The organism is Acinetobacter sp. EKM10A, assembly GCF_011075215.1.
In the GTDB taxonomy this organism is placed as follows: domain Bacteria; phylum Pseudomonadota; class Gammaproteobacteria; order Pseudomonadales; family Moraxellaceae; genus Acinetobacter; species Acinetobacter baumannii.
This window is the reverse complement of record NZ_JAALLK010000001.1, coordinates 412,870-434,716: the sequence shown is the minus strand read 5'-3', so window position 1 is coordinate 434,716 and position 21,847 is coordinate 412,870. Positions and strand designations below refer to the sequence as shown.

Genomic DNA, 21,847 nt, shown 5'->3' with positions numbered 1-21,847 from the left:
CATTCCTTAAAAATATATCCATAAAAACAATCTATTACATGTTCAAAATCCTATGTTATGAAAAAGGGAAAACCTAATGTTTTCCCCTTGTTGCAATAATTAATTTAAAGTTGGCATTGAGAACTGTTTTGCTTCACGGACTTGAGCCGAAGGCCAGCGCTGTGTAATGGTTTTACGGCGTGTGTAGAAACGGACACCATCTGGACCATACGCATGTAAATCACCAAACAACGAACGCTTCCAACCACCAAAACTATGGTAAGCCACAGGAACTGGTAAAGGCACATTAATACCCACCATACCGACTTGAATGTGACTGCTAAAATAGCGTGCTGCTTCACCGTCACGAGTATAGATACAAGTACCGTTACCATATTCATGGTCATTAATGAGTTGCATCGCTTCTTGCATGGTATTTACACGCATAACTTGCAACACAGGACCAAAAATTTCTTGTTGGTAGCTGGTCATGTTTGGTGTGACTTGATCAATTAAAGTTGGTCCAACAAAGAAACCTTTTTCATAGCCTGCCGGTTTTGCATCGCGGCCATCGACCACAATTTTTGCGCCTTGCTGTTCTGCACTTTGAATATAAGCCTGCACTTTGTCTTTATGCGCTTGGGTAATAAGCGGACCAAAGTCGTTGCTTGCATCTGCATAGTGGCCGAACTTCAATTTTTTCATTTCTTGAGTCAGCTTATCAATCACAACATCGGCAACTTCATCTCCAATGGCAACTGCAACCGAAAGTGCCATACAGCGTTCACCGGAAGAGCCAAAAGCTGCACCTAACAATGAAGTCACTACGTTATCAATATCGGCATCAGGCATAATGATCGCATGATTTTTTGCACCGCCTAATGCTTGGCAACGTTTACCTGTTGAGGTTGCGGTACGGTAAATATATTCAGCAATTGGTGTTGAACCCACAAAGCTGACTGCCTGAATACAAGGATGATGCAATAAGGCATCTACCGCCTCTTTGTCACCATTGACCACATTAAACACGCCGTCAGGTAAACCTGCCTGTTTTAAAAGTTCAGCAAGGAATAAAACCACAGAAGGCGCTTTTTCAGAAGGTTTTAAAATAAAGCAGTTACCGCAGACTAATGCCATGGGGAACATCCATAAAGCGACCATGGCCGGGAAGTTAAATGGTGTAATTCCAGCAACAACACCTAGCGGTTGGAACTCACTCCATGAGTCGATATCTGGTCCGACATTTTTTGAAAACTCCCCTTTTAAAAGCTCTGGTGCGCCGCAAGCATATTCAACATTTTCAATACCACGTTGCAGTTCGCCTTGAGCATCATGAGAAATTTTACCGTGCTCTTGCCCAATCAAAGCGCAAATCTTTTCGGCATTTTGCTCTAATAATTGTTTGAACTTAAACATGACACGTGCACGTTTAATGACCGGTGTATCTCGCCATGCAGGAAATGCTTGTTCGGCCGCCTGAACTGCTTCATTTACCGTTTGTGCATCTGCAATTTCGACTTCTTTACTAATTTCACCCGTCGCAGGATTGTAAACTGGCTGTTTTCTTGCCGTTTTAGATACAATTCTTCCTTGAATGAAATGCCCTAGCACTTTTTTGGCTTGTTCACTATGCGTACTATTTTCAGTTGAAACTTCGTCATAGCTAAAATCTTCTAGACCATTTGTCATTGTTGTTACTCCTTACTACAATTAGTTTTCAAATCAAACTGCATTTTTCATTTAGATTTTGAAGATGGGTCTGTTGACATTACAGACCCCGATAAAATGCCTAATAAACTTTAATTCACTTGATAAAGTGCATCGCCCACAGCATTCATTAAGCGGTCAATATCTGCTTCTGTACTATTAAACATTGGACCGAACTGAAGCGTGTCGCCACCAAAGCGAACATAGAAACCTTCTTTCCAGAGTTTCATACCAAGCTCAAAGCCTCGGATGGTGGCATCACCATCACGCGGAGCTAACTGCAAAGCACCAATCAAGCCACAGTTGCGAATGTCTAAAATGTGCGGTGCGCCTTTTAAGCCATGCAGCACCTTTTCAAAACTTGGTGCTAACGCCGCAGATTGCGCTAATAAGTTTTTCTTTTCTAGAACTTCAAGCGCAGCTAAAGCCGCCGCGCAAGCAACCGGATGTGCCGAATAGGTATAGCCGTGGGTAAATTCAATGGCATGCTCTGGTAAGTCTTGCTGCATAAAGGCAGAGTAAATTTCATGGCTTGCCACCACTCCACCTAAAGGAATAGCACCATTGGTCACCTGTTTCGCAAAATTCAAAATATCTGGCGTAACCCCAAAATATTCTGCCGCCGTCCACGTTCCTAAACGCCCAAAACCTGTAATCACCTCATCAAAAATTAACAAGATGTCATGCTGATCACAGATTTCTCTTAAACGTTGTAAATAGCCTGTTGGCGGCACAATACAACCCGCAGAACCAGAAATAGGCTCCACAATGACGGCTGCAATATTTGAAGCATCGTGTAGCTCAATTAACTTAAGCATTTCATTGGCAAGTTCTACCCCGCCTGTTTCTGCACAGCCTTTGATAAAAGTTAAATCAGGTTGCAAAGTATGAGGTAAATGGTCTACATCCATCAGTTGTCCAAACATTTTACGGTTGCCGCCAATCCCACCTAAACTTGTCCCTGCAACGTTCACACCATGATAGCCACGGGCACGACCAATCAATTTGGTTTTACTTGGTTTACCTTTAATGCGCCAATAGGCACGTGCCATTTTTATAGACGTATCCGCCGACTCTGAACCTGAATTGGTAAAGAAAACGTGTTGTAGTCTTTCAGGCATATGCTGAACAATTTTATCTGCCAACTTAAAAGACAATGGATGACCAAACTGGAACGCTGGTGAGTAGTCGAGCTGACCTAACTGAGCGCTCACCGCTTGTTGAATTTCGGGCAAGGTATGGCCTGCACCACACGTCCATAAGCCTGAAAGTGAATCGAATATTTCACGGCCAGAATCATCAATCAGATAAGACCCTTTGGCACCCACAATCATACGTGGGTCTTTAGCAAAGTTTCGGTTTGCTGAAAAAGGCATCCAGTGTGCCTGATAATTTATATACATATTATTATTGGTTTGAACCGCTTCCAAAGTATGTTCAGAGTCGCTGAATTTATCCGTATCAAACATAACCATTCCTGTTTATTTTCAAATTATGGTTTGAGTGTACATAGCGAGATAAGTTTGATAAATTCAAATTATCTTGAGTTTAGATTTAAAAAAACAAAACTAAATGAAACCTAAAAAATTAAATCAAGTTACTGATTTTGATATAAAACTTCTCAAAATATTTAAAACGGTTTGCGACTGTCACAGCTTTACATCTGCAGAAAGTATTTTAGGTATTAGCCGCTCTGCAATTAGTTTGCATATGAGTGATTTAGAAAATCGTCTGGGCATTCGGCTATGCCAACGTGGCCGTGCCGGCTTTGCCCTGACCGATGAAGGACGGGAAATTTTAGAATATATTGAAGTGCTGACAGCAGCCATTGAAGACTTCCGTTCTAAAGTCAATCAAATGCATAACCGTCTTAAGGGTGAATTTAATATCGGCATTATTAACAACCTTGTGACTATGCCTAGAGGTTATATCACCAACACCTTGACACAACTTGCCGAGGAACATGCCGAGGTTATTATTAATATCAGTATGAGCACCCTTTCAGATATTGAATGCCGTGTACTTGATAACCGTTTGCACGCAGGTGTTATCCCCCTTGTTACGCCTTTGTCTGGTTTAGACTATTTCGATTTATATAGTGAAAGTTCATTTTTATATTGCGGCAAAAATCATCCTTTATTTAACCAATGTAGCAACATTCATTTAAATGAATTAAAAAAATGGCAAGCCATTCTTCCTAATTATGCGATTACCTCGGAAGCAGCCAAGTTGCATCAGCTTTTAGATTGTAAAGCGACCGCAAGTGACCGCGAAGGTATTGCCTTTCTCATTTTAACCGGAAAATTTTTAGGCTTTTTACCCGACCACTATGCAAAAAAATGGGTTGAAGACGGTGTTATGCAGCCTGTTTTAAAAGATAAAATGCACTACAGCACCCCTATATGCTTAATTACTCATAAGGGTAAAAATCACAATAATATTTTAAAAACCTTTATGGAAATGCTTGAGAAGCGAATAGCTAACAATTAAAGGTAGGTACTGATATTGAAATAAAAAGCTCCACAAAAGGAGCTTTTAAAGTTAATTGATCTTTAAAATACTCAATAAAAAGTAATCTAATACTTTATTTCCTTCATGCGCATCGTTCTTGTCTAAACACTGAATAATTGTGCCCTCCACCATATATAAAAATAGTTTGGCATCGGTAAAAGATACATCGGTTTTAAGCAATCTAAGCTGACTATAAATTTCATTTTTTAGCCATATTCTATAGCGCACGGCGGTTTGATAAGCGTTGGGATAGCTATTTTTAATCTCGAAAATGGCTTTAAATAATAAGTAATACGGCCCTTCTACATCGGTATGTAAGTCATAAAGCTTTTTAAGTTTATCTATTGCGGGAGGGCTTAAGTCATACTCGACCATTGCGACCACTTGCTCTTGGAGCTTTTCTTTTTGCACCACAAGGCAAATTTCAATAAGCCGTTCTTTAGAATGAAAATAATTATAAAAAGTCGCTTTTGTAATCTCTGATTCTTTCACTATTCTGTCGACGCCAATAAGGTGAAATCCACGGTGATGAAACAGATCAATTGCTTTATTTACAACGTATAAGGCACGTGTTGGGAGAACTAAATTTCGCATAATTTTACCGTTATAAATTCTTGTTGTTTGTAAATGAGATACTTTTTTGGGAGAAAAAAAGGCACAGCAAAGCCATAAAGACTGTGCTTGGCACATCTCACATTTTGTGGTTACTAAGTTTTAAATAAAAATGACTTTGAGCGTGAAAACCTTAGGGTAATCAAGCTGCTTTAAATTTTTAAGCTGTGTCGTTATAGCTTTTGGCTTCGAGAGCCAAGAAACAATGGATGTGCAAAGCCAACTCCTTTTTATTGGGAGTTCTGCCAGACATTAAAATTATGGTGGCAGAACGAAGGGGGTTCGCAGACTGGCTTCAAGACCCAGCACACCCGAAGGTGTCCCCCTCCGTTCCACCATAGAGGGGGCGCGAGGGTATACACACTAAAAGAAGAATCTTTTAATGCTCTTGAAGTACGGTCTGCGACAACCGACTGGCAATGTAGGCCAGCACGCAAAGGATAATAGTCACTCTATTTATCGTCAAGCACAAAAAGTGACAACTGTTTTAAAATAAAACAGACAAAGTATTTGATAAATCAGTGGGTTTTTTGAGGTGAGCTGATATGAGTGACCTATAAAAAATAGGAGGTTAATCCCTCCTATTTTTTTATGCATTTTTATTTACAGGTAAATACTGCTTGACCTGAATAACGTTCGCCTTTTGCAGAAAGCTGATTTGTATAGCTTGCGATAAGTAGAACTTCTTTATTTAAACCTTGGCCCACTTGCACAAGAAATTGTCCATTTGAATTTATACTTGACGTAGGATCAATCGTTGTTGCGCCAGTAATAATACCTGAATTTGTAGCAAAGTCAGCTTTTTGGCCTGGACTATACGTTGCAGTGTTTGTACTTCTGCCATTCGTTGTTGTAATACTGATTTTAAAAGTAGCTTTTCCATCCGCTAAAAGTTCAAACTCTGCTGTACCAGCAGTAGAGGTTGCTAAATTTGGTAAAGTCGATGATGAACCGTCGCCCCAATTCGTCAGATAAGGTTTAGTAAATGCGCTAACCTCACAGGTCTTTTTACCCACAGAAGTCGCGCCTTGGGTATATGCGTTATAAACGGCATACGTCCAATATAAGTTTTGCGATTTCTGTAAAATGTCTTGGCTTGAAAGCGTTCCATCAGACTTATATTGATTGGCCGTTCCGTATGACCAACGCCCTAACGCAAAATTTTGATTACCTGCAATATCTTTAACTGCTATTTTATCTCCAGTTAACTCATAGTTCTCAAACTTGGTATAGCTTCCATCAGTATTTTGTACTGCTCTATTTGCATCCATTTTACCTAATGTGAAACCATTAAAAGGTATTAGCATCATGCTTGCTGTTGCTGTCGGAACAAATGCTGCAGTCACAGTACCTGAGCTATTACTTCTGTCAGTTTGCTCTTGGCTATTTGACCCCGTATTAGGTGTTTGAGGAGCACTCCAAGAACCACCATCACTACCAGAACCTCCACAAGCAGTTAATGCCAATCCCATTCCAATAGAGACCAATGTTTTATTAACTAAAGTCATCTTTTTTTCCTTTATATTAACTTTTGAAGTATATAAATCTAAATATTTTAATGTTCCCAAAATAAGCATTCACGACTGAGAAAACCAATCGAGCCTACCTATACTAGGTAGTATATTTTATGATATTAAAGAAATATATCGAAAATGATGACTGTTAAATATAAACTCTACTCAAAGTTGAGTAGGCTGCCCTACCTATTTTTTTATCTATAGAAATTTTATTTTTAGAATTTTTCATATCAATTTAAAAATCAGGATAAATAACGAGAAAATTGCTCTTTCACGATAATTGATTCTAATGGTAGATGGACCTCATTAGGATAATTTTTAATTCCATCAATCAAGAAAAATCCTAACTCTAGAGCATATTTTTTCCAGTTTTCCTCTAAATAGCAAAACTCCACGTACTCAAACCAATTCTCTATTATCATGACTAGATCATGTCTAAAATTAATAAAATCATTTAAGGCATTACTTTTATCAGTTATAAATCCTTTAAAATAACAAAATTCAGTTTCATCATTAATATATTTGAAAACTACCTCTTCTAACTCGTTCAGTATCTTACTAGACATTTTATTCACTATTTATATATCCTATTGTTAATAATCAACCATATACTCATAGGCATTAATAGATTATAAAATATGCCTATCTAAAATTGATAGGCATATTTTATAAAGTAATATTTCCTTTATAACTCTTAGTATTTCATGAAAAATCCAACTTCTTTGGCATTCTATCAAGTCTTTGAACAGAACCGTCTAAGGTACTTTCTAATGTAACTTCAATTTCATATTTATGAACGTAATAGTCAATAACTTTATATAGTTCCTCATAACTATCATCTTCTGAAACAGAAATAGACCATACTAATTTGCTAGGATCTCGACTACACACGATGGTATTATATTTAAATTTATTACCTTTCTTTCCTTTTAATATAGCAATATTATTTACATCTTGCCATTTAAGGTTTCTTTTTCTTAAAAACAATGTCCTATAATGCCCACCACTCCCATCAATATAAATAGGAAATATTGAGGACAGTCCTGAAAGCATCATAAAGAACCATCCAACCAAAACCACTAATAAAACAATTGTTTCAAAATTAAAATCAATGATTATATCAGAAAAACCTGTTAGATAGATTTTTCTTAAAACAAAAAACAAACCTACAAAACCAATTACTGAAGCTAAAAATACTCCAATTCTGTCAGAATCTTTATGAACATAAGAAGGTGCCGAGTAATCTAAATCATCCATTCTTCTTTCCTTCTTTATTATTTTGCCTAGGATCAAGTTAAGGCTCCGCTATTTTCCTTGGCGGTTTTTATACTGGTCGTGGTATAAATAAATATTAGACCTCTTGCATAATTGTACAAAATAAAATCAAGTCGATGGTGAAAGCCTTTGTTTTACAAATCCTAGACTGATCATTTTTTTGATTTATCCAAGAGGTATCTTGACCTACCAAGCCAATATATTTATATAATCCTTTTCATTGCATTCTAGCTAAATGTAGTTCAAGTTATCAATCTTTACCTAACAAAGCTCAGGTGTTACCTATACATTTTTGGGAAGTATTCACTTATTTTCTCGTTATCAAATAATCTATCCACATTAAAATCAACTGTATCAGAGACAGCTATTCCATGATGTAATTCTGTTGGGAAATCATTAATTGATGCATAAACCGTTGGCATTAAATATCTAAAATAATCTCCTATCTTCGTTTCTCCATTATAACCCACAGGGTAGTCTTTGCTAGCATTATCGCCCTCAAGACTATGATAAATAAAAAAACCTTTTTTTGAAGGCATATTAATTTCATTTAAATCTTCAGAATTTTGCTTACTTTTCATCCAAAACTCAACATCTTGTCTAGGGTAATTTACCCCATGGATTAAAGATGAATACAAATCTAGGATAGTTTCTCCATTTTTTTCTGCAGGATAACTCGCATACTTTTCTGATTCTTGCCATTTATATTCATTAAGATCATCTAATAAATCTTCAAAGTTAGGTATAACCAACAATGCTTCCGGTAGCCGTCCCCAACAATTATTCACCATTACTGCTATTTTTCCATTTTTATCCATAGCAAACCATGTAAATATTTCACCAAAACCTGGTTCCCAATCACTTCTAGAAATATGCATTATTTTGTTCCTTTCGGCCATGTAACTTGACAATTACTACATGTTTCAATAATTACCTTGTACTTCATGACATTTCGCATCAAAATTCTTCGTTACGTCCATCTGTAAATTAATTTCACTTTGAACTCTATCTTTATCAAAGTTGTTTTGCAGTGCTCCACTATTCTCACGTGCGGTATCTTTGGTTACAAACGTCAATATCTCAGATTTAATTTGTCCGGCAGTCTTACCTGTTAATGCTTGCTGACCTCGTTCATCTTGAATTGTAATGTTTTGGGTTTAATATCACTTTTGGTCACACTATTGGATAACCTTGATTAATTAACTAAGCTCTTGCTTTCGATTTGGATTATTAGCTTCAAATACGCCTTTCCTCATCAAATTCTTTTAGTTTTTCTAGAAAAATTTGCCAAGACTCTGGAACACCTTCAACTATATCTATATATAAATCCCAATCCTCTTTTAATATATTATACAGAACAGGATGCATTTGACGAATATCGTTATATAAGGCAGCCTTAAACTCACATAACTCACATAACTCACATAACTCACATAACTCACATAACTCACATGAATCATTACTAGTTATATCTATTTCATTTTCAAAAAAAACCCTCAGCCCAATATAATTTTCTATCATTGACAAGTAGTGATATTTTCCATCAGTAAAATATATAGAACCTACCATCCCTTTCAATCCAGAGTCTTTCTCAATAAATCTCATTTTACTTACTCCAAGCTGGTTTAAGGGTTGTTCTTCATATCATATGCTTTATATGTATACTGATTATATTGATATGGCAAACCACATATTTTAGTGATTCATGCATAAGAATGGATTCGAATTTTTCCAAGCTGAAAATGGAGTTTGATTGGTTAAAGATGTACCATTAGAGTTTATAGCTTTTCAGTAAAATGAGAATTATGCTTCCACTCAGAGGTGGAAGCTTTTTTTCAACAATCCTATCTATATTAGTTTAGATTTTACCTAATTTTCCATTTTATTTAGCCTTTCTCTCAGATATTAAGTTTTGTAAATTAACTAATGTATTATTAATTATATTTATTTCCTCACTAGTGAGAATAAACTTTTTATCTAAACTTTCTTCTTGCCTATCTAAAGCTAAGGCATAAACTGTTTCAAGTGTAAACCATTCCTCATTAAAAGAATTTTTCCAACTTTCAGGAACGGATTCCAGAGCATTACATAAGGATTTTAAACTTAAAATAAGTTGCTTAATACCAATCTTCTCATTTTTAAATTCGAAGATCATATCTAACATTAGATTATATTGCCTCTCATTATGTTCATTTTGCCACGAATTCATCATCTATACCTTTATTGCCTAATTTGTCCACGAGACACTGTAATAATTTTACCGGTAGTAGTGCTTCTAATAACAGTAATATTATTTACAGGATCTAGATATGCCACAGTTCCGGGAACTTTTCCTTTAACTGGGGTAATTGTCTTTAATGTATTATCAACAACCGAAGACATAATACCATCTGCTTGCATTTCATCTAGTGCATGTCCAGAATAGGTATTACCATTAATTGTGCTAGATGAGTTTGTTCCTCTTGGTACTGAAAGAGGACTCCCTTCTCTACCGATTGGTGTTAATGCATTCTTATCTTCTGAAATATTTGCATTAACTGTCGTTTCAGTTTCTTTCTTATAAGTTTTAGCCTCACTTTTTGCTTTTTGATTAAAATCGTTAAAATTAGAAGATTCCCTTCCAGCTTTACTATTGGCTATATTATCCAATACACGTTGCTTCTCAGCTTCTGTTAAAGCATTAAAGCTACCACCTCCATTTTTAACTTTTTCTACTGAAATTGCCTTCCCGCCATAAAACCCAGCTAATGTACTTACAACCCCATGGAGTGCCATAGCTCTATCATATTCTTTAGCAACTTCTTCAACTGGGCGACCTGATGTTTTTGCAATTCTTTCTATAGCCTGTAAACCAAGTACTTGGTCTTGACTCAAACCTTTCAGTAGCTGGTCTAAATGCTTGGCATCTTGACTGTAAACATCTCTATTTTTTAAGTTATTTGCAATATCAGCATTATAGTCTGCTTGTGTAGACCATGCAGCTTGCAAAGCTCTTTGACAGGCAGATGAAGAAACGTTCCCAAGTTGGCATACGTTCTTTATAAACTCATCACGAGCCTTATCTTTTCTATTTATCTCAGCTAATTCTTTTTTTTCATTAGAACTTAATTCTTCATGTTTAGATTTATAAATTAATGCATTCTTTCTGGCAGCTTCTTTAACGGATAAGAAATTATTCTCAACCGCATTCTGCGCAACTTGCCCACTCTGTACTATAGAACCAATATCACCCGTCGTTGCCCCAACTGCACTACCCGCTAAACCTACAATAGAACTAATTGTAGATTTCTGATCTGCTGTGAGTTCTTTGGCATCTTTTCCATACAGGAAACTCGATAATATTGGTGCCGCTGCCTCTGCTCCTCCTGCTGAAAGTCCCGCAGTCAACGCATTATTACCACCAGCCGCGGCAACTGCTGCGCCAAGGACGGTATGAGCTAAAATATGTGCAGCTTCTTGACCACTCGTTAGTTGACCATTTGCATTATTACTCGCTTGTTCTTTGAAGTATTGACCGATCTTATAACTTACCGCTGGACTTAAGGTTGCAGTTGCTATACCTAGACTTGAACTTGTTGGAGCTGACAAACCTGTTGATATACTGTCTAGTAATACGCCTAGTCTTTGATAATTTTCAACTTTGTCATTATAAGCATTCAATTGGTCTTGCTCTTGTTTACTTAAGCCTAGACCTTGTTTTTGCTTGTCTATAATAGATTGATTTTCTTTTTTCGCATCATCAATCTTCTTATTGATCTCAGCTTTTGCTTCCTGACGGTTCGCATCAAAATTCTTCGTTACGTCCATCTGCAAATTAATTTCACTTTGAACTTTATCTTTATCAAAGTTATTTTGCAGTGCTCCACTATTCTCACGTGCTGTATCTGTAGTTACAGACGTCAATATCTCAGATTTAATCTCTCCAGCAGTTTTACCTGTTAACGCTTGCTGGCCTTGTTCATCTCGAATTGTAATGTTTTGAGTATTAATACCGCTTTTGGTCACACTACTGCCTTTATCGCCGTCTAGACCAAACCCAACAGATTTACTTACTCCTACTGTAGTTGAAGCGTGTTGATCAATTTTGTTTGGTGTCGAAAGTACCGTGCCAGGTTCTTTGTTACCTGCAGTACCACTTTTTCCGGCATTAAAACCACCATCTACAGAAATACCCTTAGCATCATATTCAGTCACGTTTTGAATATTAGAAGACGTTAAAGTACCTGTATCTAGGCTATTTTTCTTCAAGTTCTCAGCAGTCTGTGTCGATGTAATAATCGCACCTTTTAAATCGGTGTTCTTATTCACCTTAATCTGATAGCCATCATCTCCTGCATAAATACCAGCTTGGTCCTGTACTGATGCATAATGGGCTTTGACATCTGACTTGCTAAAGCTACCTGACACTGACGCTCCATAACCTACAGTTGCTTGTCCTGAAACGTTCTGTTGTTTACTCTTATAATCAGCCTTATTTTGTAAGCTTTCTACATTCAAATTATCGGCTTCAATTTGTACACCTTTACCTTGTACCTGACCACCAATAATATTGGTCGCATTACCACTGCTGATCGTGGTTAAACTATCTTTAGAGCCAACATGACTAGTGAGATAACTGGTTTCACTCCCATCACCCTTTCCTTTACCAACATTACCTCCTGCCGTTACACCAAATGCTAATCCATTACTGCCATAACTTACTGCTACACCAGCGTTCCAACCTGCACTTTCATTTTTACTTTCTTCAAGATGATTCTGTTCGGCTGCTTTAATATTGACATTATTGTCTGCAGCCAAGCGTGTGCCTTGTTGCCCCAACACGTCTGAACCAATAATATTAATATTCGATTGATCCCCTGCGCCTGTGGCCACAATAGATGTACGTCCGCCAGCATTAACCTGACTTTGACTCGCAGTGGTACTTTGTGAATGGCTCGTTTCGGTATTTTTCTGCTCACCATAAGTAATACTTACGCTAACATTTGCTGATTGCGCCATCTGAGCAGCACTCGCAACATCTTTTAACTGACTGAGAGACTGCCCAGCTTTATAAGCATCAAAGCCTGCATTGGCTGCTGCCATTGCATTCACACGATCATTCTTGCTTTGACCAACTTGCTTAGCAGATTCCACTACACTTTGTACAGCCGAAACCACTGGAACATTCACCGCAAGTGTTAAGCCTTTCTGTTGCATCTCATGCTTATAGTCACTTGTGCTTTGTTCTTTAGCAGCTTCAATATTGACTTGTTGCGCCAATATATTCACATCGCCTTTCTGTGATGAAACGGTACTTCCCGTTTGCTGATAGGCCTTACCCGCTACAATATTGGTATTACCGTTTAAGCTGCCTACCTGAGAAGCACTATTGGTGAGTTGTTGTTCGGTTTTTAAAGTAGTTTCTTGTTTTTTACCTAAACTAAAACCAATACCACCCGTAGACATAACACCAGAGTTTTTAACAACACTATTAGTTTGACTGTTGTATTGGTTCTGAGCTCCCTCAATATTTGCATTGTCTTTGGCTTGAATCTGCGTCAACTCATCAGAAACAATATTGCTGCCACGGACATTGATATTTCCTGCATCCAATAGCACTTTTTTGCCTTCAACAATGCTACCGACCGCAATATCTGAACTACGATGGCTAAAGTCACTGGTCGTAGAGCTGCTCAGTTTACCTTTCTTACTAAAGCTTGACTGATCTTGTTGATCAAGTTTGTTTCGGCCCTCTTCAATCTGTAGCTGTTCTTTCGCCTGTAACGCAGTTAAGCCTTCTGAACTACTAATTTGTGAACCATGAATCTGAATATTATTGCCTTGTAAGCTTAAATCACCTTGGCTCTTAATCTGACTGCCAACTTCGACTTGTCGTGTATCTAAATGATAAGCTTTTGAGCTACCCACCACATTGTTAGTCACTTCCGTATTCAGGCTACCGACTTTAAGGTCACCGCCCGTACGAATAATACTTCGTCCACCGCTATTATTCTGGATATTTGCAGCCAATATACGAGTGTCACCACCAACGTTCATCACCAAGGTTGGCTGATCACTCAACGCTTGCTGTTGTGCTGAACCGATATAAAGACCAGCAATACGATCTATTCCTGTCCAGCTATAGTTACTTTGGCCTAATGCATTTTGGCTGCTCTGTGTGGTTGACTGAATATTCAGGTTACCTTTTACCTGCAAATTCATGGCTTGATCGGCCTGAATCATACCACCAATATTATTTAAATCTTTTTCAGTACTAATGCTAACTACACCACCACGGATGTTTCCAGCAAGGTTGTTTAAATTTTGGCTATTAATTTGAACAACTTGTCGTCCAGCAATTGTTCCCGCATTGGTCAAATCTTTACTTAAATTGAGCTGAATACTATCGGCACTAATTAAAGTTCCATCGCCTTTTAAGTCACCTACACGCGCTTTAACATAAACTTGCGGGACTAAAGCTTTGGTTTTTGTACCATCTAGTAGGGTAGTTTCTTTTTCTACCAACCAAACAATATCGCTGCTTAATTGCGCCATTTGTTCTGGAGTGAGTGCAATACCAGGGCGTAAGTTGTACTGTTTTGCATAGCTCAGCCCATTATTCATGAGCGCTTTATATTGCTCCTCATCAGAACCATATCCTTGTAAGAAACGGTAACCAGTCAGTTGAGCAACTTGGTCCTGTACCATACGTTGTTCATAGTAACCATCACCCAATCTTTTTTGTTGAAGTGCTGGGTCAAGTCCCAATGCATTCAACATATAATCTGAAGATAACCAGTTGCGATAGTTACTAAACGCTGGATCTGTTTCAACAAGGTAGTTAGCACGGCTGTCTGGATTTTTACTATACAACGCATTATTTGGGACTTTAACGTTAGCGTTGTTGGTACGAATCTCGAAACCACTACCATCAATCTGTGTTGTTTGCCCCTGAACAGAGGCAGCCTTAGTATCAGTGTTTTGAATTTGATCGACTGCGCTACTACTCATAGCTTTATGATCGGTAGTGTTTGCCCCAACTACTCGTTCAAGCTGTGCCTGACCTGTTTTAATTTCATTTGATTGAATACGGTCTGTTTGAGCAGTCGTTTGTTGAACAGTTTCTGTTTGATTAACTTGTGTATTTTGCTGACCAACAATATTGGAGTCATGGTTTTGACTAAGCGCCTGTTCAGTCAAATTGTCTTTATTGACTTGCTGGGTTTGGTCTTGCACTTTAACAGGCGTTGCACTGGTTGGATTTTCATAGATAAATAAATCCACCCCTTTGGTAACATCTGCTGGGTTATAAGCTTGTTCAGCAGAAGCCCATACTCTATCGTGCCCCTTGCCCCCATAACTTCCATAACTCGGTGTTACCGTTCCTTCTTCATGCGTAATTTTAGGACCTTTGGCATCGACATTGTGAATTGCGTTTGCATCTCCGATCAGCTTTTGACCCACCATAATTTGGCTTTTGTCATTATTAATTGTGCCTGTGAAACTTAAATTACCCCCTGCACTGATCACAGCAGGTGCTGACTCATCAGCTACAGTCGTTGTCGTAGTTTGGGTACTTTTCACATTTTCATAATGGTCAGTACTGTAGAGCTGTCCGTTATAAACGACATAGCCTTTAAACATGTTGCCGGCTGAGCTATCGTCATAGTTATTTACAATGAAGAAATAACCATCAGGACGACTTAAATAATCCTGCATCGTTGCGTTGTCATAGGAAGTCACAAGTTGTTGTGCAGGCTTTAATTTAGTAAATAAATCTGGATTCTGGCTATAGATTTCCTGAGTAATTAAGGACTGAGGACCAGGGTTATACCATCCGGCACGCGAATCTGAAATATACATATTCCAGTAATCCAGTTGCTCTGTGGTCTGCTGTTGTTTGGTTGTAAAAAAGACATTCTGGTTATTAACAATATCAGCATTCAAGTCGATATTGCCATTGGCATTAATTACAGAACTTCGGTTATTGACTTGCTGAGCAGTTCCTTGAGCATGCCACTGTGAGTCAAGCGAACCTCCTATACGCAAGTCTCCCATGGCAATAATTTGCGAACCACTTTGATGATTTAGATTATTTTCCAGATTATTTAAAACCTGTACGCCCAGATCCAGATCACCTCTTGAGGCAATGACTGGCGCTAAACCCTTGAGGCTTTGGTTATTTAAAGTATTCGCCTGAATTGCAATATGGTCACCATAAATACGTCCGGCAATATTATTGAGTTGGCCTGCCTTAACATATGTATTTGAACCATTAATGAGTCCATAATTATTGAGCACGCCTACAGATTCAAGTTGAGTTTGCTGGCTTTCCAAACTGCCATCTACAGCATTTTCAATTGTATTTGCTGAAATAGATAACTGTCCGTTGCTTTTGATTGCACCATGATTGGTAACTTTTCCCTTAGAGCTAAGGTTTAAATTTCCCTGTGCCTGCAACTGACCTTGAGCATCTTGTACATAATCATCATTGAGCTGAAGATTTAACTGTCCCTGACTTAAGACCTTACCGTCGCCTGTTAAACCTTTGGCCAGAATATTTAAACCTGCAGTTGATGAGCCTTCTTCACCTGCAATAATAGTCCCTTGCTGATTGTTTACGATTAGACGGTTATTATCTTGCTGACCTTGTATTGTTAATTGATCAAGACTACTAATTAAGCCTTTGGTGTTATTTAAATTATCTAAAATATTTAAATTAAGTTGCTGCTCAGCAGAGATTCGTCCAGCACTATTATTTAAAGTACTAGCAGCTATTTCTATTTGCCCTGCCTGAATACCTTGGTTCTGGTCATTGTTTGAATTATCAATATTTTGACTAATAATTTTGACTTGCTTTGCTGCACTAATGAAGCCCTGCTGACTATTATCGAGTTGGCTTCCGCTCATCAGGCCTGTATTTAGACTAATGTTCTGATTAGCACTGATTTTGCCTTTCTGATTATTAATCGTACCTGCTTGTCCAACACTATCGATCAGTAAGTCTCGTCCACTGGCTAACAAGCCCGCATTACTGTTATTCACCTTAGGCGCTTGAATGGTTAATCCATTGCCAGCAATGACCTGACCTTGTTCATTATTTAATTCTGATGTTTGTAAAACGACTTGTCCTAAAGATTGAATACCTTGGGCCAACTCTGGCAAGGTAGCATTTAGATAGGTTTGTCTGTTATCAATCAGTTGCACGGCGTTTATACCAAGATCACCCTGTGCAGTGATTAAACCTTGCTGATTGTTCAGACCATTGGTACTAATCTGTAATGTATTACCGCTATTAATCTGCCCATTTTGGTTATTCAGGTTCTGCTGGTGAGTATCAATCTGAATTTTGCTTTGATCACCTTTAGTACTACTAATCAAACCTTGTAGGCTATTATCAAGCCCCTGTACATCGAGGTTAATCGCTTGATTCGCCTGAATCTTACCACTCTGATTATTGAGTGCTTGCTGAGTCGTCTGGATATTTACGCCCGCATCTACCGACCCAATTTGACCCGCTTGGTTATTCAAGGCAGCACTTTGAATCATTAATTGTTGCTGTGCTGCAATTAATCCCGCTTGGTTACTTAAGGTGTTTTGGCTATTAAGCTGAGCATTTTTTGCAGCAAGAATTTGTCCCTGATCATTCAAAATGTCTTGTGCATTTACATTGAGATCACCACTAGAACGAATATTTCCAGACTGGTTATCGAGTCGTGATGTCGTGTTGAGATTAAGACCTGCTGCGCCTGCGGTCACAATACTACCCGCATTGTTTTTTAACGCATCAGCCTGAATTTCAAGATTATGATTTGTCTGAATCTTGCCATTACTATTATTTAGAAGGTTTTTAACAATTAATTGGTTAACAATATTGTCTTGTGTTCCAGCCTCAACAATTTGACCCGCTTGATTGCTAAGCTGCTGTGTATTGATGTTAAAGCCATTGAAGCTAAGTAGCGTTCCAGCGTCATTGTTTAACTCAGAACTATTCGTTTGCAAACTACCAGCAGTTTTGATATTGCCCTGATTATTATTGAGCGTATTAGCTATAGCGAGTATAAGTTGGCTGCCTGCTGTACCAGATTGGATAAGACCATTCTGGTTATTTAAATTATTAGCATTTATTTGTAGTTTTTGGCCTAGACTGTCAATTTGCCCATTTTGATTGCTTAAATCACCCGTTAACAAAATTTGAGTATCATCTAAACCTGTTTGCTGGATATGTCCTGACTGGTTATTTAAATCTTTTGCATTAATCTGAACTTTATTCGCCTTTAAATTGGCTTGTTGGGTATCTAGCGTATCTGGAGTAACGATATTAAGTTGCTGAGCTGCCTGAATCGTACTTTGTTGAGCACTCAATTGACCAGATTTACTGTTGAGCGAAATATTTTTTGCTTGAACAAGGCTTTGGTTTAAGACATGACTCGCTGCCTGACTATTTAAATCACCGCCCGCGATGAGTTGCCCCTGCGCATTTATAGCGCCTGTAGCATCAATGTTAAGATTACCCTGATTTGCTAATGAACCATCTGATGTTAAACCAGCAATAATACTCCCTGCAGAAGTCTGGGTCAGTGTAGCCGTCTGTATATTTAAATTATTTTGAGCAGCTAACTGTCCAGCATTTTTAAGATTTTGAGCGACTTTCAGTTGCTGATTTTGACCAGCATAAATCAGACCACTATTGTCCAATAGCCCAGTCTGAACATCTATATTTTGTGCTGCCTGAATAATACCAGCTGACTTAGCTTGCTCGACACGACCATTAATCAACTGATTATTAATATTGAGTGATACATCACCAGTTTTAGCAGCAATCACCCCTGAACTATTATCTAAGTTTGATGCAGATAACTTGATATCCTTCGCTTGTATCTGCCCAGACTGGTTATTAATTAACTGATCTGTTTTAAGCTCAAGCGCATTAGAACTAATTATATTTCCTTGTTGGTTGCTTATTCCTTTTCCAGTTTTCAATGAAAGTTGGCCTTCACTCACAATGTTACCCAGATCATTCTGAATATCGTTTTGGCTGACAATATTTAACTGTACTGGTTGTGAGGTTGCTTCATTTTGAGTGACTAAGATATTCCCACTTTGGTTACTAAGTGAATCTGTTTGAATGTCTAAGCTATGGTTACTTTGTAATACACTTCCTTGATGTTGGTAGTCACCATTTACACGAATTGAACTTTGTCCATTTGCGGCACTAAACAGCATTTCACCATTACGGTCAGTCAATTGGTTGGCTTGAATATTGGCTTGAGTAGCAGACACTTTTGATTGGTCTAATAGTGCTTGATCGGTCGTAAGCTTAAGTGCACCATTAGTTCTCAATTCAGCCTTTTGAGCATGGATATTTTGTATATCCATATTTAAGCCAGCTTGTCCCGAATGCAAAATCACACCAGAGTCACTATTGAGTCCCTGTGCTTTAATATTTAACTGATTTGCATTTGTGAGAATACGGCCTTGCTGGTTATTAATAATTCCCTGAACTGTTAAATTCAGGTCATCTGTCGCAGTGTGCTGAATCAAACCTTGTTGGTTATTAATATCTTTCCCAATGTTCAGATTCAATTTTTTAGCAAGAATTTGACCACTTTGGTTAATTAAACTTTGTTGATTTTGTACTGCATTTAATTGAATAGAATCAGCCTGTAACACACCAGACTGATTATTTATATCTCCATCACGAGCTGTAATATTTATATTTTGAGCTGCTGCCGTTCCTTGCGATAAATCTACATTTGCCCCATCTAAATCAATATTACGGCTTGCCAGTAGTTTTCCGTGATGCTCAAGTGCCTGCTCTGTTTTAATATTTAAATCCGCTTGAGCATTTTGATCTTGCTCACCTTGAGCATTGATACCGACCGCAATAACACTTTTTTCATCACTAACAAGACGCTGACTCACCAAATCAATATTACCGTAGGCTGAAAGAACACCTCCTTGCTGTGTCATAACACCTGTATTATTGATTTTTAACTGTTGATCAGCACGAATATAACCCTGATTGACAAGTTGCTGGCTGTCAATTTGCAGGTTTTCATGACTAGATAACGTACCGTTGACTGCATTATTTAAAGATCCAGTTTGAATTTTTAAACTTTGGTCAGCATAAATCGTTCCTGAACCATTACTTAAAGCCTGATCGTTGTTTTGAATCGTAATATTTTTTGCAGAAATTTCACCTTGGTCGTTATCTAAACCAAAAAGCGAACTATCCAAGTTATTATTAGTGACTATTTTTCCTTTCTGGTTATTCAAATGACCTGAAAGATTAAGTTTTAATAATTGTTCAGCCTCCAGATCACCCCCACTGTTATTTAGGCCCAATCCCTGTAAATAAAGTTCAGACGAACTCGCGATCTGCCCAGCTTGATTTAGAATGTTTCCGCTCGAGATCATACTAATATTATTCAAGGCATTAATTTTACCGCCCTGATTATCAATCGACTGGCTATTTACATCTAAAGAAGTGAGTGATTGCAGTAATCCTTGCTGGTTACTAAAACTTGAGGTTTGGATATCAGCACTTTTAACAGTAAGCTCACCTTGGTTGTTATTAAAGCTATTCCCTTTAATATGAATAGCACCCAAATTCAGTTGACCGCCTTGGTTATCTAGACCATTTTGGCTATCTAAATCTACACCACCATTGGCAATGATCGCCCCTTGGTCATTATTTAGTTGTTCCTGAACATGGATATAACCTTGGTCATAAGTTTTTGGGGTCGTATCTATTGGAGTGGCAACTTCTAAACTTCCGCCATCTTTGGATGGATCAGTTGGAACTGTCGGAACACTACCACCTGTCGATCCACCCGTACCGCCACCTGTCGTATTCTTGGCAATTCCGATTTTACCACCAAGGTTTGTCATTGAACCCGACTTTAAATCAAGTCCTTGCAGACCTGTTTGTTCGATAGAACCACTATTTTTTAGACTACCCGCATCAATAACAACGCGAGCAGCATTCAATGTGCCACTATTACTTAAACTATTCTGTTGATTAAGTTGTAACTCATCTGCACTACTGATTAAACCAGAGTTATCTAGACTTTGACTCTCAATAGAAATTTGTGAAGTTGCGCTACTTACATTACCCGTATTTTGAATATTTTGAGCTTTCAGCTGTACCTGATCTTTATTCGCGATCAAGTTACCATTATTGATCAAATCACCATTTGCATTTAGCGTAAGCGTACTTTGAGTACTATTTATCGTACCTGCGTTACGTACACCTAGTCCCTGCTCTGTTCCCACCAAAAAGATTTTACCGGCATACATTCCACCTAGCTGGCCTACATCTAAGGCAAAGTTTGGTTGAGGTGTAGATGTAGAGTCTTTAATTGCTTTAATTTGAGGAACTATTTGATCTTTGACTTGAATATCATTTTGCCCAAGGACCGTATTGAGTTCATTTGCATACAAGCCTGCATTGACTTTTAAGGCACGTGCATAAATATCGGTATATGGTGTTAAGCTTCCATTTAAGCCTTTACCTTCAATCGTAACCTGACCTTCACGGACACGGAATGATTCAAGATAACCTTGATTCATTACCGCTTGTCCGGTTGTTAAAGTAAAACGGTCTGCGTTAATCACACCACAGCCATCACAGATCAAACCAGATGGATTCGCAATCACAACTTGTGCTTGTTTTCCAGCAACCTCGATATAGCCTTTGAGTTGACTTGGGTTACTGCTATTGACCTCGTTCAAAATAACTTTGGCTTCACCTGTTGCAAGCCATGGGTTGCCTTGTACCCATCCACCAATCTGGGTTTGAGTGTTATTACGTGAGTTATTTAAAATGGCACCTTCTTGACCAACATCAAACTGCGTATAGGTATTCCGCGAAACACCACCTGCACTTGGTGTCTGAATATTGATTTGAGTTGTTCCATTAGCACTATTTAAAATAGTTGGCTGCTGTGATGTCGGAGCACCTTTGTCTGCAATAATCTGGGTTTCAGCCACACTGCTCATTGGTAAACTAATCACCAATGCTCCCAAACAGCCAATTACTGCAAAGTTAAGTGGATTTAGTTTTTTATAATGAATAAGTCTTACAGAAGACGTTACCGAATCTATTTCCATCATTCCCTGACTTTGCCCGGCTTGCTTAGTTTTACTTTTTACAATCTCGGCAACAGCAATAAACATACCGCGAGCATGACTAAAAATAATACGATAACGGTTCTTATTCATTTTAAAATCTCACTAAATCTTTTTTTAATACAGTTAATTGA

Annotated in this window: 11 protein-coding genes and 1 pseudogene; 1 reads left to right on the top strand and 11 read right to left on the bottom strand. The window is 38.0% G+C overall.

Annotation, left to right across the window (positions count from 1 at the left end; all coding sequences use genetic code 11):
* Positions 1-99 precede the first annotated feature (99 nt).
* Positions 100-1,668: a CoA-acylating methylmalonate-semialdehyde dehydrogenase gene (locus G9371_RS01955; RefSeq protein WP_029424485.1), complete on the bottom strand. Its 1,569-nt coding sequence runs from the start codon at positions 1,666-1,668 to the stop codon at positions 100-102.
* A gap of 110 nt (positions 1,669-1,778) precedes the next feature.
* The gene (locus G9371_RS01950) at positions 1,779-3,161 is read right to left on the bottom strand and encodes an aspartate aminotransferase family protein (RefSeq protein ID WP_086374560.1); all 1,383 of its coding nucleotides are present in this window, start codon (positions 3,159-3,161) and stop codon (positions 1,779-1,781) included.
* A 97-nt stretch (positions 3,162-3,258) separates the two neighbouring features.
* Between G9371_RS01950 and G9371_RS01945 the strand changes: the two genes are divergently transcribed.
* Entirely contained in the window at positions 3,259-4,176 is a 918-nt protein-coding gene (locus G9371_RS01945) for a LysR family transcriptional regulator (RefSeq protein ID WP_000802863.1), read from the top strand.
* Positions 4,177-4,227: 51 nt separating this feature from the next.
* On the opposite strand, the gene G9371_RS01940 is transcribed toward G9371_RS01945, so the two are convergent.
* From G9371_RS01940 to G9371_RS01905, 9 genes and pseudogenes are all read right to left on the bottom strand, one after another.
* Positions 4,228-4,791, bottom strand: a complete 564-nt coding sequence (locus G9371_RS01940) for a TetR/AcrR family transcriptional regulator (protein ID WP_024432201.1) — start codon at positions 4,789-4,791, stop codon at positions 4,228-4,230.
* 617 nt (positions 4,792-5,408) lie between these two features.
* Positions 5,409-6,317: a hypothetical protein gene (locus G9371_RS01935; RefSeq protein WP_029424487.1), complete on the bottom strand. Its 909-nt coding sequence runs from the start codon at positions 6,315-6,317 to the stop codon at positions 5,409-5,411.
* Between the two features lie 251 nt (positions 6,318-6,568).
* Positions 6,569-6,892 (bottom strand): hypothetical protein, encoded by a 324-nt coding sequence (locus G9371_RS19165; RefSeq protein ID WP_029424488.1) that lies wholly within the window; start codon positions 6,890-6,892, stop codon positions 6,569-6,571.
* A 136-nt stretch (positions 6,893-7,028) separates the two neighbouring features.
* Complete coding sequence (locus G9371_RS01925) at positions 7,029-7,583, bottom strand: hypothetical protein (RefSeq protein WP_029424489.1); 555 nt, start codon at positions 7,581-7,583, stop codon at positions 7,029-7,031.
* 296 nt (positions 7,584-7,879) lie between these two features.
* On the bottom strand, positions 7,880-8,479 hold the full coding sequence (locus G9371_RS01920) for a hypothetical protein (protein ID WP_029424490.1): 600 nt from the start codon (positions 8,477-8,479) through the stop codon (positions 7,880-7,882).
* A 57-nt stretch (positions 8,480-8,536) separates the two neighbouring features.
* Positions 8,537-8,784 (bottom strand): annotated as a pseudogene (locus G9371_RS19410) (hypothetical protein); the annotation flags it as partial.
* Positions 8,785-8,837: 53 nt separating this feature from the next.
* Positions 8,838-9,206, bottom strand: a complete 369-nt coding sequence (locus G9371_RS01915; protein ID WP_029424491.1) for a hypothetical protein — start codon at positions 9,204-9,206, stop codon at positions 8,838-8,840.
* Positions 9,207-9,483: 277 nt separating this feature from the next.
* Complete coding sequence (locus G9371_RS01910; protein WP_029424492.1) at positions 9,484-9,810, bottom strand: hypothetical protein; 327 nt, start codon at positions 9,808-9,810, stop codon at positions 9,484-9,486.
* 11 nt (positions 9,811-9,821) lie between these two features.
* Positions 9,822-21,806, bottom strand: a complete 11,985-nt coding sequence (locus G9371_RS01905) for a hemagglutinin repeat-containing protein (RefSeq protein WP_029424493.1) — start codon at positions 21,804-21,806, stop codon at positions 9,822-9,824.
* Positions 21,807-21,847: the final 41 nt, after the last annotated feature.